Source organism: Solwaraspora sp. WMMA2056, from assembly GCF_030345095.1.
In the GTDB taxonomy this organism is placed as follows: Bacteria; Actinomycetota; Actinomycetes; order Mycobacteriales; family Micromonosporaceae; genus Micromonospora_E.
On record NZ_CP128360.1, the window covers coordinates 1,613,815 to 1,627,050 of the forward strand.

A 13,236-nucleotide genomic window follows, 5' to 3' on the forward strand; every position below is an offset into this window, starting at 1 on the left:
GCGTGACCTGTCGCCCTTGTACGAAATCAATCGGCCGGGAGCGGCCAGCCGGCCAGGACGTGGTCGGGATGATCGCGCAGGAATCGCCGCCGGACTTCGGCGTACCGGGTCGGCGTGAGCCCGGTGAACTCCCGGAACTCGCGCACGAAGTGGGCCTGGTCGAAGTAGCCCGCGCCAGCGGCAACGTTTCCCCAGTCGATCGGTGCAGCGACGTCGAGCGCCAGCACGGTGGAGCTGAAGCGGTAGCTGCGAGCCAGCCGTTTTGGCGTGACGCCGACTACGGCCTTGAACCGCTTCGCCAAGTACGTGCTGCTGGCGCGGGCCGCCACACCGATGTCGCTGATCGGCACTGTCCCGCCGGCCGCCGCGACGGCGCTGCTCATTTGGCGGACCAGCTCAAGGCCGTCGATCACCCGCAGCCGTCGCACCAGTTCCTCCTCGAGCAACATCAGCATTTCGTGCGGTGCGTCCGCCAAGGTCAGCCGGTGTCGCAATTCAGCGATGGCGGGCTGGCCCCAGATCTGCCCTACCGTCGCAGGTCGGTCGCACAACTCGGCCGCGGGCACCGGAAGGAACGGTGCCAGGCCCCACGGCCTGAAGTGGACGCCCACGGACCGGGTCGGGGTTGGGTAGCTGAACTCCCACGCACGCGTGGGCGTGGCGACCGCGCAGCCGTCGGCGTACTCCACGGCGTCTACGTCGGTGCCGGCGCGGATGAGAAACGGCGCCCCGAGGTTGACGATGAGCAGTGGCGCGGGCGCCGCCGGCAGCATCAACCGGGAGTACGGCGGAGCGCCCTCCAGGTAATAGAGGTCGACGATCAGCCCGTCCAACGGCGGACCGGGCACCCTGGCCACATACTCCACGCCGACATCATCGCCGACAACCCATTCGGCATCACGCGCCGCCGACCCAGCATCGAGCCGGCCAGCATCGAGCCGGCGCCGATCCTGACGGGCGCCCCGGCGCAGTCCGGTCCCCGCTACACCCGGGTTGTGAAGGGCCGGTTATCCGCGCAGGTGGCCGTCGCCGGTGACGACGTACTTCGTCGAGGTCAGCTCCGGCAGCCCCATCGGGCCACGGGCGTGCAGCTTCTGCGTCGAGATGCCGATCTCCGCGCCGAAGCCGAACTGCCCGCCGTCGGTGAACCGGGTGGACGCGTTGACCATCACCGCGGCCGCGTCGACCCGGGCGACGAACTCCCGGGCCGCGCTGGCCGAGTCTGTGACGATCGCCTCGGTGTGTCCGGTGCCGTACCGCTTGATGTGCGCCACCGCCGCGTCGAGCGAGTCGACCACGGCGACCGACAGGTCCGCCGACAAGTACTCGGTGGCGAAGTCGTCGTCGGTCGCCGGCACCACGTCGGCCGAGAACGCCACCACCTCCGGGGTGCCGTGCACCGTCACGTTCGCGTTACGCAGTTCCTTCAGCATTTTCGGCAGGAACGCCGCCGCGACGTCCACATGCACCAGCAGCGACTCGGCCGTGTTGCAGGTCGACAGCCGCTGCGTCTTCGAGTTCACCGCCACCGCGAGGGCCTTGTCCAGGTCGGCGGCCGCGTCGACGTACACGTGGCAGTTGCCGACCCCGGTCTCGATCACCGGCACCGTCGACTCCTCCACGACCGTACGGATCAGATCCGCGCCGCCGCGCGGAATCAGCACGTCGACCAGGCCCCGCGCCCGCATCAGCTCCTTCACCGAGTCCCGCGACGACGCGTCGAGCAGCTGCACCGCGTCGGCCGGCAACCCGGCCCCGACCAGCGCGTCCCGCAGCACCTCGACCAGAATCGCGTTGGAATGCGCCGCCGACGACGAGCCGCGCAGCAGCGCCGCGTTGCCCGACTTCAGGCAGATCCCGGCGGCGTCGACGGTCACGTTCGGCCGCGCCTCGTAGATGATGCCGACCACCCCGAACGGCACCCGCACCTGCCGCAGCTCCAGCCCGTTCGGCAGCGTGGAGCCGCGGACCACCTCACCGACCGGGTCGGCCAGCCCGGCCATCTCCCGCAACGCCTGCGCCATGTCGGCGATACGACCCTCGTTCAGGGCCAGTCGGTCCAGGATCGCCGTCGACAGGCCGCCGGCCCGTCCCGCGTCCAGGTCGGCCGCGTTCGCGGCCACGATCTCAGCGGTACGGGCGACGAGCGCATCGGCCATCGCCAGCAACCCGGCGTCCTTGGTCGCCCGGGTGGCGGTGACCAGCTCGTCGGCGGCCACCCGCGCCCGGCGGGCCTGCTCGATCACGCTCATCGTCGACGTCTCCTCGTTCGGTTGAGTTACAGCAGTACCAGATCGTCGCGGTGCACGACTTCCCGCTCGTACGCCGGGCCGAGAGTGGCGGCCAGCTCACCGGTGGAGCGGCCGAGCAGACCCGGCAACTCCACCGCGTCATAGTTGACCAGCCCTCGGGCCACCGGCGCACCGGCGGTGTCGACCAGGTCGACCGGGTCGCCGGCGGTGAACGCCCCGTCGACGGCGGTGATCCCGGCCGGCAGCAGCGACTTGCGGCGGGCCACGATCGCCTGCACCGCCCCGGCGTCCAGGTGCAGCCGGCCCCGGGGGGCGGTGGCGTGCGCCAGCCAGAACAGCCGGGCGGTCGGCCGGTGCGCCACCCGGTGGAAGAAGGTCCCGACGGTGTCGCCGGCCAGCGCCTGGGCGGCCAGCGGGGCGGCGGTGAGAATCACCGGGATGCCGAAGCCGGTGGCGATCCGGGCCGCCTCGACCTTGGTGACCATGCCGCCGGTGCCGACTCCGGCGCGCCCGGCCTTGCCGATCGCCACCCCGGCCAGGTCGGCGGCGTCGCGTACCTCGGTGATCCGTTCACTGGCCGGCTTCGCCGGGTCGCCGGTGTAGAGGGCGTCGACGTCGGAGAGCAGCACCAGCAGGTCGGCGTGGACCAGAGCGGCGACCAGCGCGGCCAACCGGTCGTTGTCGCCGAAGCGGATCTCGTCGGTGGCGACCGTGTCGTTCTCGTTGACGATCGGGACCGCCCCGAGGTCCAGTAGTTTGCGCAGCGTGCGGTACGCATTGCGGTAGTGCGCGCGGCGGGTCACGTCGTCGACGGTGAGCAGCACCTGACCGGTGGTCAGTCCGTGCCGGGCCAGGCTGGCGGCGTACCGGCCGATCAGCAGCCCCTGCCCGACGCTGGCCGCCGCCTGCTGGGTGGCCAGGTCACGCGGGCGTCGGGTCAGCCCGAGCGGCGCGAGCCCGGCCGCGATCGCCCCGGAGGAGACCAGCACGACTTCCTTCTTCTGGGCAACCAGCGAAGCGAGGACGTCGGCCAGGGCGTCCACCCGGTCGCCGTCGAGCCCGCCGGTCGCTGTCGTCAGCGACGACGAGCCGATCTTGACGACGACCCGTTTCGCCTCGGTGACTGCTGCACGCACCCGCCCATTCTGCGCGCCGCCGTGCGCGGCGTCGGCACGAGATCTCATATCGTGGCGTGCGTGACCCCGCAGGAGTACGTCGAGGAAGTGCTCGCCCTCGTCGAACGCATCCCGCCCGGCCGGGTCATGTCGTACGGCGCGATCGCCGACGCGCTGTCTGAGCTTTCCGGGCGTACGTCCGCCCGGCTGGTCGGCACCATCATGGCCCGGCACGGCGGCGGGGTCCCGTGGCACCGGGTGGTGTCGTCGTCCGGCCGGCTGCCGCCCGGTCACGAGGAGCGGGCGCGGGCCCTGCTGCGCGCCGACGGCTGCCCGTTGCGCGGCGACGGCGTCGACATGAAAGCCGCCGCCTGGTACCCGAGGCTCGACCCTCAGCCGTAGATCTGGTCCTTCAGGCTGCGGATCTGCGCGAACTGGTCACGGATCAGCGCGGTGGCGGCTTCCTGCACCCGTACGGTGAACTCGCCCTCCCGGAACCGGCGCAGGCTGCCCGGCGCGATGGCCACCGTCCAGCTCCGCATCCCCCGGACCGCGATGTGCACGGAGTTGTCCGCGCACGCGCCCTGCGCGACCAGGTTGTCCCGGGCGGCGGTGAAGTCGACGTCCTGCTGGCTGACCGGCGGCTCGTCGCGGTCGACCGGCATCTGCAGCGCGTCGCTGACGGCCGCGTGGTACGCCTTCATCCTGGCCGCCCAGAGCAGCCGGCCGACGGCGGCGAGCTGCTGCTCGACGTACTGCTCGGACAGCCACTGGTAGCGGCCGGCGGCGAAGGCGAGGCGGACGGAATCCCGGCCCCGCAGCTCACCAGAGATGTCACCCCCCGGTGCAGTCACCCGTACGTGCATCTCGTCCAGTCGCTGCGCCAGCAGTCCCACGATCCGCCCTCGGTCTCGTCTTCTACGTCGTCGTTATCTCGAGTAGCCCATGAACAGCGGGCCGGTGACGTCGGCCGCCGTGGCGTCGGCGAGCGCCGGCCGCTTGGCGACGAAGCTGTCCCGGTCCTGCATGATCTCCTGGTAGCTGTGGTTGAGCGCGTTGGCGATCTTGCGTTCCTGCTCGTCGATGTAGCCGCGCAGCAGCCCGATGGCGTCCCGCATCGACGCGATGACGGCGATCGCGGTCTCCCCCTGGAAGTTGACCTTGGGCGGGTCGTCCGGCACGCCGGCCGCCGCCACCTGCGAGCCCGCCGCGACGGCGGTCAAGCTGAGCGAGGCCCCGCCGCTGAACGGGGCGAGCGCCGCCCCGGAGACCGCCGCGACCGAGGAGAGCACGGTGAAGGTCATCACCCAGGAGTTCTTGCCGCAGTCGTCCATCCGGCCCAACGCGACGAGCGTGTCGTGGGCGATCTTGTCGATGTCGTTTCTCGCCCGTACCCAGATCTCCTGCTCCGCTTCGAGCGCGGAGCGCAGGATCACCGTCGCGATGAACTGGTTGGCGACGATCGACCGGAACGGCGCGATGAAGTTGCCTCGGAACTCCATCGCCGCCCGACCGGTCCACCGCACGATGTGGTTCGTCGCGTCGATCATCTTGTCGAGATCCCTGTTGGCCGAGTAGTGCCGGTCATTGAACGGATCGTCGGACGACCACCCCGACGACAGTTCGCCGATTGCAGCATCGAGGGCTTCGAGGCGAGGCGCGAATGCCTGTGGGTCGGGTATCTCGGCGAAGGCGCGGAAGAGATCCGGGATGTCGGCGAACTGTCCTTCGATGCTCCGCCGGGTCTCCAGCTCGTTGTGCCGGGGTGCCGGCTGCGGCAGCCCGTCCGGGGTTGCGGGGCGCACCCCGTGCTGGGTGAACGCCTTCAGCGTCGCCTGCTGCTGGATCTCGTACGCGTGCTGCATGAGCTCGTCGAAACTCATTCGTCACCGACCTTCGGCTCGCCGTTGACCTGCAACAGCCGGGCGAACTCGCTGGCTGCCTCGTAGTCGGTCCGGGCGTACTCGACCGTGGCGAGGCAGAGCGCGTCCGCGGTCATCTCGATGTTGTCGGCGGTGTCCCGGCAGATCTGGGCAATGGTGTCGCGCAGCAGCAGCCACGGCTCGTAGGCCGGGCCGTACGGGGCACCGGCGAGGTCACCGGTCCGCCGGAACGCCCCGGGGAGGCCGACGGTCGCGTCGTCGAGGGCATTGGCGGCCCGGGAGTAGGCGTTGGCCACGGTCGGCAGGTTGTCCCGGCCCGCGCACCAGAGGGCGTAGAGATCCACGCCCAGCTCTTCGCCGTGATGGCCTGCACTGTGCGTCACAGGAACCTCCGAGGGGGTCGATCGGGGGTAGTTGACCACCGGTTCGATCAGTTGAAAGGGACCATCGTCGGCTGGGGCGTGGTCGGCTCCATGCTGAAATCGCAGTACGGATAGGTCGACGTCGCCGACTCGTCGATGCCGTCGGGGATGGTGCTCATCATGTGCACGCCCTGATCGGTGGTCCCAGCGGCGCAGTAGATCGGGCCCCGGACGGCAGCGATGGCGCCGCCGACGATCTTCCCGGAGCTGTCCCGGAAGATGCTGCTCACTCCTCGGCTGACCAGACCCTGGCAGTAGGGCGACGTCATCTGCCAGTTGATGCGACCGCTCCAGTTCACGCCCTCCCTGTCCGACATCCTGATGCTGTCGTGCTGCGTCTCGATGGCAACGGTCGGCGCGTCGTCGGCCGCTACCCAGGTGGTGGCGTCGAAGTGGGTGGTCACCTGGGTGGCTTCGGTGACCGTCTTGCCGTCGTCGAGGTAGCTGCCCGTGCCGACGCCGACCTGGGCGCCGGGCAGGATCAGCGGTATCTCCAGCACGAGCGTCTCGCTGGTGGTGACGGCAGCTCCGCTCTCGTCGGTCACCTCGAACCGGATCAGGGTGCGGTAGGCGGCGTACTCGCTGGTGTTCTCGACCATGACACCGACGCTGGCGGTGTGAAGCGACCCTGCGCCTGACGGGACGAGCGACACGCCGGACTCGGTGACGCGCAGGCCGCCGCCGTCCGGGGCGGACTCGCCGGAGCCGGCAGTGCCGGGCAGCGGCTGATTCGGTGCCTCGACGCAGGAGGCGCTCGGGTCAGGTGCCGGCTCGCTTCTGCCGAAGGGTGCGCAGGCGGGCAATGCCCCGGCAGTCAAGAGGGCGACCAGCGCCACCGGGGTGAGCGCTCGGCGTCGCCCCAACTGTCGCCGGTGCGGTGATCGGCGGTCAGGCTCACTCGGTGTGGTCAAGGTCCGTCATCCCTACCTTGTGAGGTTGGCTTTCGGCGTCACGCCAATGTACTACCTGGACACAATGCGTGAAGGTGTGCCGCCGCGGTCAGTCGGCCCGTTCGGCGATCGCCTGTCGTACGGTGCGGACGAGTTGTTCGCTGCGCCGGAGTACGTCGTCGGCAGTGAAGCGCAGTGCCAGCCAGCCGGCGGCCCGCAGGGCGTTGAATCGGTGTACGTCGCGCCGGAAAGTGGCCCGTTCCCGGTGGTGGTCACCTTCGTACTCGATGGCAATGCGCCACTGCGGATAGGCAAGGTCGACTCGGGCGAGGAACTTCCCGCCGCTTGCCGAGCCGACTGAGCCGGTTGAGCCCGGCGCTGGTGTGCGTACTTCGTACTGCGGGGTGGGCTTCGGCAGGCCGGCGTCGTGCGGTAGCAGACGGAGTCGGCTCTCCATCGGTGACTCGCTCAACGGCTCGGCGAGCATCAGCAACTCCCGCAGCTGCTTGATTTTCCTCCGCCCCGGGTGGGCGTCGACGTACGCGGTGAGCTTCTCCCGGGTGGTGGCCCGGTGTCGGAGGAGCGCGTCGAGGGCGCCGAGTGCTTCGGCGCGAGGCAGCGATCGGCCGAGGTCGAAGGCGGTCCGGACCTCGGTGGTCAATGGCACACCGGTGAACGTCGTGATGTCCTGCCTTTCGAGCGCCCGGTAGACGTAGCTGACCCTTTCGTGCGGTTCAGGACGGGCTGTCTTCGGTAGCGCCACGTGCACTGGCGTCGGCCTGCTGCCGGCCCGCCGGGGGAGAAGATCGACTCCCCACAGGTACGCGGCGCTGAGGCCGTAGACGGCCGCACCTCGGGGCAGGCGGAGAGTGGCGGCGATGCACCACATGCGATGGTCGTCGGGATCGTACGAGTCGGCGTGGACGTAGACGTCGCGGAACAGTCGGCGCCAGGCGGGTCCGTCGAGCATCCGCCAGGTGAGCAGGCCGGCGGCGACAGCGCGGCTGCCGGAGAACGGCTCGAAGCTCAACTCGCGGGGGACCTTGGCGGGGCGGGACATTTGGCAGAGCTTGCCGGTCGGGTGGCGTCGTTTCTGCCCGGAACGCCGGTCGAGTCGCCGATCCGACTGACTGACCCACCCGGCAATCCGCACCGAGGTGAGGCTGGTCCACGTCAAGTCGCAAGGATGACGTGGACCAGCCTCACCTCGACAACGTTCGAGCGACTGCTTCGGCGAGGGTGGCGGCGGAGACGACGACCTGCCGATCAGGGGGCGTCGCTGTCTTCGGGAGGTGGACGGTGCAGCGGTCCGGGGTCAGGACCACGGCCACCGTGACCCCGGGATGCCTGCTCGCGAGCATGCTGAGCAGGGCTTCCGGAGACTCCGGGCCGGCGAGGACGGTGGAGGGGCGGGAGCCGTCGCCGGCCGGGGCGAGGATCGGGGTGGCGGGTTCGGCGGGTACGGCCTGGTCGCTGGCGTTGCGCAGGTAGCGCAGCGCCTGGTCGACGGCCTGGGCGACCGTACGGTGGTGTGCGCCCGGCGTCCAACAGGGCACGTCGATGCTTGCATGTGGCGGGGCAACTTTGGCACCCCAGCGCAGGCCCTGGACGAGGTACGGCGTACCGGTGTTGCCGCGGTGGTCGGCGACGCAGAGCACGACGTGCAGGCCCAGGGTGTGCACGATTGTGACCATGGTGGACAGTGGTGGGGCGTACGGTGGCGCGGCCTGGACGAAGACCCGGCCGGCGGGCTGCCCGTGGGCGACCTGCCGCAGGTAGACCTGCAACGGGTCGGCGTCGGGGTGGGGCAGGGTGACGTAGCCGTCGAGCAGCGCCGACTCCGGCAGGTAGTGGGCGTCGATGAGCGGCGCGCAGTCGTCCGGGTCGAGGCTGAGCGCGGTGAGCTGGGGCCGGAGCCGGTACTCCGGCGGCAGCTGGCGGACCAACGAGCTGACGGCCGGCGCGGGCGAGGCCGGATCAGCAGCTCGGTCGGCGGGCGGGCCGGCATCGGCGGGCGGGGCAGGACCGGCGGCCGGGGTCGGCCAGTTGAGGTGCCGGGCGCGGTGTGCGCCGTCCACGATGGTGACGCTGGCGGCGTGGAAGATGCGGTGGGTGCCATGGCAGGTGCGGCAGCCGCCGAGCCGGGGGCACCGGCAGCGGGCCAGGTCCGGCACGGGCGGGCAGGTCGGGCAGGCGGCGTACGGGATCGGTGGGCCCTGCCACGACGGCGGCGGCGGCTGCCAGGCGCGGACGGTGACCTCCCCGGCGGTACGCAGTGTGGTGTGCCACCAGCGGTTGTCGCGCCAGATGGCGTGCCCGCCGGCGGTGGGTTCGCCGGTGAGCAGGGCGGTGCAGTCGGCGAGGATGCGGCGTTCGAGCTGGTCGACGTCGACGCGGGGCAGGCCGGCGCGGCCGGCGTCGCGTGCCGGGGCGATGTGGTGGGCGGGGGCGTGCCGGCCGTGTTCGGCGAGGCCGGCGGCGGCCCGGCCGACGGTGGTCATGACGGCGGCTTCGGCCAGGTCGGACCAGGGGGCGAGGCGGTCGCCGACCGGGCCGTCGGGGAGTTCGAAGCGGATGTCCCAGCCGAGGGTGCCGTCGCCGGGGGTGAGCCGGCGGGCTTCGATGACCAGGTCGAGGCAGAGCTGTTCGGCGACGTGGCAGAGGTGGGCGAGCCGGCGGGACGGGTCGGTGGTCGGTGGTGGGCTGCTGCGGCCGAGCCAGATGTGCCACGGGTCGCGGGCTTCGTCGGCGATCACCTGGGCTTCGTAGGCGAGGCGTTGCGCGGCGGGCAGGTCGGGTTGCCACCCTTTCGGCAGGTCGGTCCAGGGGGCGATGACCGGGTCGTCGGGCAGGTCGGGTTCGTAGAGGTGGGTGGCGCCGACCTGTGCGGCGAGGCGGGCGACGACCGGGGCGAGGTCGAGGCACCAGAACAGGTCGTCGGCGTCGCGGGTCGGCGTGACGGTGCCGGGGGTGATGCTGGCGGAGGCGACGGCGGCGGTGTCGATGTTCGCGACGGTGAGGACGAGCTGGGCGCGTCGCCCGCTGCCGTCGGATGGAGCCGGCCAGGTCGGCGGCGTCGGCGGCGGGGTCGGCGGGGTCGGTTCAGACATCCGCCATCACCTCGGCGGCTGCTTCGGTGAGGGTGGCGGCGGTGGCGACCACCGTGGTGTGGTGCGGGCCGTCGGGCAGGTGTACGTCGTACCGCTGCGGGCTGAGCACGATGGTGACGACGGTGCCGGGGTGGTGGGTGGCGATTGCGGTGAGCGTCGGCACCGGGTCAACTGGGTCGCCGCCGGTGTCACCCGTACCGTCGTCGACGTTGGTGGGGGCGGGGATCGGGGTGGTGGGGTCGGTCGGCACGATCGTGTTGCTGGCGTTGCGGACGTACTCCAGGGCCTGGGCGATTGCTTTCGGCAGGCTGGGCTCGTACGCGCCGGGGTACCAGCGGCCGAGTGGGCTGGTGGTGTCGGGTGGGGCGAAGCGGACTCCCCAGCGCAGGCCCTGGATCTGGTACGGGATGCCGTCGTTGCGGCGGTGGTCGGCGACGCTGACGACCAGGGCCAGGCCGAGGGCGTACGCCATCTTGACCACTGTGGCCAGTGGTGGCACTTTCGGTGGGGTGGCGTGCAGCAGGATCCGCCCGCCGGGGTGCCCGTTGGTGACATTTTCGAGGTACGCGGTGACCGGGTCGCTGCCGGTGCGGGGCACGGTGGCGTAGCCGTGCAGCAGTTCGTGGTCGCGCAGGTGCATGGTGAGCCCGTCGAGGGTGGTCAGCTCGGTGGGGTCGAGGCCGAGTGCGGTCAGCTGGTGGGTGAGCTGGTATTCCGGCGGGAGTTGGTGGATCGGTTTGCCGCCCGGGTGGTAGCCGATGCGGGGCGGTGGGGTTGGCGGCGTACCGCTGTGGGGTGGCCAGTTGAGGTGGCGGACCTGGCGGCGACCGACGGCGATGGTGACGGTCGCACCGTGGTAGATGCGGTGGGTGCCGCCGCAGGTGGCGCAGCCGTTGATCCGGGCGCAGTCGCAGTGTTCCCAGCTTGGCCAGTGGGCGCAGTCGGGGCAGGGCCGGTACGGGATGGGCGGGCCCTGCCAGGTCGGCGGGGGCGGCTGCCAGGTGCGGACCAGCCGCCCGCCGGGGCCAGCGCCAGCGCCGGAGTCGGAGTCGGCGCGCAGGGTGGTGTGCCACCAGCGGCCGTTGCGCCAGATGGCCTGCGCGCCGGGGGCCGGCACGTCGGTGAGAAGTGCGGCGAGGCAGTCGGCGACGATGCGGCGTTCGAGCTGGTCGGGGTCGACGGGTGGCGGGCGGTGGGTGATGCGGCTGGCGGGGCGTGGGGTGACGTAGTGGGCGGGGGCGTGTCGGCTGCGGTCGACCAGCGCGTAGCTGGCGCGGGCGACGTCGATCCAGGTGGCGGCGTCGGTGAAGCTGTCGTAGCGGCCGACGCTGGCGGTGGTGGGGCTGCCGGGCAGTTCGAAGCGGATGTCCCAGTGGAAGAGGCCGCTGTCGGGGGCGAGTGAGCTGCGGAGGGCTTCGACGACCAGGTCGAGGCAGAGCAGTTCGGCGAGTTCGCAGAGGGTGGCGAGCCGGTGGGCGGGGTCGGTGGGCAGTTCAGGGGTGCTGCGGCCGAGCCAGATCCGCCACGGGTCGTACGCTTCGGCGGCGATCGCTTCGGATTCGAGGGCGTGCCGCTGGTCGGCGGGCAGGTCGGGCTGCCACCGTCGGGCGAGCTGCACCCAGGGGGCGAGGACCGGCTGGCCGGGGATTTCCGGGTCGTAGAGGTCGACGGCGGCGACCTGGCGGGCCAGGCCGACGAGGACCGGCGCCAGGTCGAGGCACCAGAACGGGCCAGCGTCGGTGGGGGTGGCGGTGGTGCCGCCGGGCAGTACGTTGGCGGAGGCGATCGCCCCGGTGTCGATGTTGACGACGGTGAGGACGAGCTGGGCGCGGCGTTTGCCGACCCCGCCGCAGCTGTCACATTCCCGGTCGGGGCTGTCGTAGTAGTTGGTGTCCTGCCCGCTGCCGTGGCACCAGGGGCAGGCGACGACGGTGACGCCGGTCGGGGGCTGGTCGGTCACGACTGCCCCGCGTACCGGGTGGTGGCGCTGGTGCCGGTCCAGGCGGGCAGGTGCATGGTGGTCTGCGCGGCGAGGGCCTGGCTGGTCTGCCAGCGACGGAGCGCGTCCTTGATGCGGTCGTTCTGTTCGTAGGTGCGGTCGAGTTCGGCGTAGACGATGCCGAGGTCGTGGGCGATCCGTTCGAGGAAGGCGGCGACTTCGCCGGGGTCGAGGCCCCGGCCGCCGCCGCGCCGGGGGGCCGTCGGGAAGCGGTGGCTGCGGATCTGCCAAGGGCGGATCGGCCGGTACGCGGTGGGTCGCTGGTTGCGGCTGCGACCAGCGGGTACGCGGTAGACGCCGCTGCCCTCCGGCCAGTCACGTGGCGGGGTGGTGGCCATCTTGCGGCGTTGCCAGCGCAGTCGCCAGCGTCGCCAGAGCTCTCGCATCACGTGTTCCTCCCCATTTTTCGCTGCTGGTGCCGATCGGGCGGTGTCGTGGGTGTGTCTGGACGGGGGTGGCCCTGCCGCTTGCCGATCCCGGCGGGGCCACCCCACCCCAATCGCCGCAGCCCTCCTTGGCAGTACGGCGACCAGGGCAAACCTTCGGGGCCGGGACGCCCAACGGCATGACTCGCTACACGCCCCGACCGGGTGGATCCACTCAGTTGCCGACCGAGTAGTTCCGCCTAGAACCTACGTTACTGGGTACCCTGGCGCTACCCCGTAACGCTGGTTTCTTGGCCATCGTCACCGAACCTCATCGACCAGGCGGTAAGTGGAGGCGTCTGACGCAGGCTGCGGACGAGTGCTGAGCAGCCTGCGTTACCCAGTAACGATTCAGTACCCCGTAACGCATGTTCTCCCCGGCGTGTGGTTTCTTGGACTTGCCGACCGAGGGAGTGCCGATGGCCACGCCGCTCTACCAGCAGATCGCCGACGACATTGCGGAGCAGATCCGCGCCGGGGTACTCAAGCCGGGTGACCGCCTGCCGTCGACCCGGCAGCTGATGGCGAACTACGACGTGAGCGAGACCGTCATCCGCTTCGTGATGATCCAGCTCAAGGCGCAGAGTCTCGTCTACGGACAGCCCGGACGTGGCGTCTACGTTCGTGACCCAGCCGATGGCGACGAAAGCCCGCGCAAGCACGTGTCGCTACGGCCCGTCGAGGACCCCGAATCGGAGCAGTGAGGTTGTCGCGATGCTGGCCTGGCCATCCCAGTGGTAGATCCTTCCGGGTTGTCGGACCGCTCGTAGCGGGGACGGCACCGGGAAGCAAGCTCCGATACTGTGGACCAACGGCCAGGGAGCCGTGACGAGTCCCCCGCCGTGTCTCTGTCGACAGGAGGAACGGATGGCCAGCATCCACGAGGTGCAGGCCGGCCTCGCCCAGGCCGCCGCACACGGCGGTGCAACGATCCGGGAGATCCGGGCCGCGCGGGAGATACTCGAAGGGGTCGCGGGTGACGTCCGAGTGCTGGGGGCTGGCACAGGGCATCCTCACATCGACGCGGCACTCAACGCCTGTAAGCGGGGTATGGAGCAGCTACATGAAGCGACCAACCTGATCTACGGAGCGACTGAGGCAACCCGCAACTACGGGAATCGGCTCGGCTGAGGCGCAGGC

14 protein-coding genes are annotated in these 13,236 nt (G+C 71.0%); 3 read left to right on the forward strand and 11 right to left on the reverse strand.

Translation table 11 applies throughout. The features are described from left to right. Window positions 1-26: 26 nt before the first annotated feature. From O7608_RS07415 to proB, 3 genes are all read right to left on the reverse strand, one after another. Entirely contained in the window at window positions 27-866 is an 840-nt protein-coding gene (locus O7608_RS07415) for a helix-turn-helix domain-containing protein (RefSeq protein WP_289209257.1), read from the reverse strand. Window positions 867-1,007: 141 nt separating this feature from the next. Further along, window positions 1,008-2,252, reverse strand: coding sequence for a glutamate-5-semialdehyde dehydrogenase (locus O7608_RS07420; protein WP_289209258.1), 1,245 nt, complete (start codon window positions 2,250-2,252; stop codon window positions 1,008-1,010). Window positions 2,253-2,278: 26 nt separating this feature from the next. Next, window positions 2,279-3,388 carry a glutamate 5-kinase gene (proB, locus tag O7608_RS07425; protein ID WP_289209259.1) on the reverse strand — a complete coding sequence of 370 codons (1,110 nt, stop codon included), beginning with the start codon at window positions 3,386-3,388 and terminating at the stop codon, window positions 2,279-2,281. 60 nt (window positions 3,389-3,448) lie between these two features. Here proB and O7608_RS07430 point away from each other — a divergent pair, with 60 nt between their 5' ends. Beyond that, a complete protein-coding gene (locus O7608_RS07430; RefSeq protein WP_289209260.1) occupies window positions 3,449-3,769 on the forward strand; it encodes an MGMT family protein in 321 nt (106 codons plus the stop codon). On the opposite strand, the gene O7608_RS07435 is transcribed toward O7608_RS07430, so the two are convergent. The 8 genes from O7608_RS07435 to O7608_RS07470 all read right to left on the reverse strand — a co-directional run bounded on the left by O7608_RS07435 (window position 3,760) and on the right by O7608_RS07470 (window position 12,057). Beyond that, window positions 3,760-4,263, reverse strand: coding sequence for a hypothetical protein (locus O7608_RS07435; RefSeq protein ID WP_289209261.1), 504 nt, complete (start codon window positions 4,261-4,263; stop codon window positions 3,760-3,762). The two genes, O7608_RS07430 and O7608_RS07435, sit on opposite strands and share 10 nt — an antisense overlap. Window positions 4,264-4,296: 33 nt before the next feature. Beyond that, window positions 4,297-5,250 carry a hypothetical protein gene (locus O7608_RS07440; RefSeq protein WP_289209262.1) on the reverse strand — a complete coding sequence of 318 codons (954 nt, stop codon included), beginning with the start codon at window positions 5,248-5,250 and terminating at the stop codon, window positions 4,297-4,299. Beyond that, the gene (locus O7608_RS07445; protein ID WP_289209263.1) at window positions 5,247-5,594 is read right to left on the reverse strand and encodes a hypothetical protein; all 348 of its coding nucleotides are present in this window, start codon (window positions 5,592-5,594) and stop codon (window positions 5,247-5,249) included. Before O7608_RS07445 ends, O7608_RS07440 begins: the two co-directional genes overlap by 4 nt. A gap of 86 nt (window positions 5,595-5,680) precedes the next feature. Continuing rightward, complete coding sequence (locus tag O7608_RS07450) at window positions 5,681-6,271, reverse strand: hypothetical protein (protein ID WP_289209264.1); 591 nt, start codon at window positions 6,269-6,271, stop codon at window positions 5,681-5,683. A 400-nt stretch (window positions 6,272-6,671) separates the two neighbouring features. Further along, the gene (locus tag O7608_RS07455) at window positions 6,672-7,622 is read right to left on the reverse strand and encodes an endonuclease domain-containing protein (RefSeq protein ID WP_289209265.1); all 951 of its coding nucleotides are present in this window, start codon (window positions 7,620-7,622) and stop codon (window positions 6,672-6,674) included. Window positions 7,623-7,764: 142 nt separating this feature from the next. Next, window positions 7,765-9,672, reverse strand: a complete 1,908-nt coding sequence (locus tag O7608_RS07460) for a hypothetical protein (RefSeq protein WP_289209266.1) — start codon at window positions 9,670-9,672, stop codon at window positions 7,765-7,767. After that, entirely contained in the window at window positions 9,665-11,632 is a 1,968-nt protein-coding gene (locus O7608_RS07465) for a hypothetical protein (protein WP_289209267.1), read from the reverse strand. Before O7608_RS07465 ends, O7608_RS07460 begins: the two co-directional genes overlap by 8 nt. Next, the gene (locus O7608_RS07470) at window positions 11,629-12,057 is read right to left on the reverse strand and encodes a DivIVA domain-containing protein (RefSeq protein WP_289209268.1); all 429 of its coding nucleotides are present in this window, start codon (window positions 12,055-12,057) and stop codon (window positions 11,629-11,631) included. Before O7608_RS07470 ends, O7608_RS07465 begins: the two co-directional genes overlap by 4 nt. A 458-nt stretch (window positions 12,058-12,515) precedes the next feature. On the opposite strand from O7608_RS07470, the gene O7608_RS07475 reads away from it, so the two are divergent. Then, window positions 12,516-12,800, forward strand: a complete 285-nt coding sequence (locus O7608_RS07475) for a winged helix-turn-helix domain-containing protein (protein ID WP_289209269.1) — start codon at window positions 12,516-12,518, stop codon at window positions 12,798-12,800. Between the two features lie 163 nt (window positions 12,801-12,963). After that, on the forward strand, window positions 12,964-13,227 hold the full coding sequence (locus O7608_RS07480) for a hypothetical protein (RefSeq protein WP_289209270.1): 264 nt from the start codon (window positions 12,964-12,966) through the stop codon (window positions 13,225-13,227). Window positions 13,228-13,236 lie beyond the last annotated feature (9 nt).

Excerpts from the sequence above, each read along its gene's own strand:
- O7608_RS07475 (WP_289209269.1), top strand. The coding sequence starts at position 12,516 with ATGGCCACGCCGCTCTACCAGCAGATCGCCGACGACATTGCGGAGCAG.
- O7608_RS07470 (WP_289209268.1), bottom strand. The coding sequence starts at position 12,057 with ATGCGAGAGCTCTGGCGACGCTGGCGACTGCGCTGGCAACGCCGCAAG.
- O7608_RS07450 (WP_289209264.1), bottom strand. The coding sequence starts at position 6,271 with ATGGTCGAGAACACCAGCGAGTACGCCGCCTACCGCACCCTGATCCGG.
- O7608_RS07440 (WP_289209262.1), bottom strand. The coding sequence starts at position 5,250 with ATGAGTTTCGACGAGCTCATGCAGCACGCGTACGAGATCCAGCAGCAG.
- O7608_RS07460 (WP_289209266.1), bottom strand. The coding sequence starts at position 9,672 with ATGTCTGAACCGACCCCGCCGACCCCGCCGCCGACGCCGCCGACCTGG.
- O7608_RS07455 (WP_289209265.1), bottom strand. The coding sequence starts at position 7,622 with ATGTCCCGCCCCGCCAAGGTCCCCCGCGAGTTGAGCTTCGAGCCGTTC.
- O7608_RS07480 (WP_289209270.1), top strand. The coding sequence starts at position 12,964 with ATGGCCAGCATCCACGAGGTGCAGGCCGGCCTCGCCCAGGCCGCCGCA.
- O7608_RS07420 (WP_289209258.1), bottom strand. The coding sequence starts at position 2,252 with ATGAGCGTGATCGAGCAGGCCCGCCGGGCGCGGGTGGCCGCCGACGAG.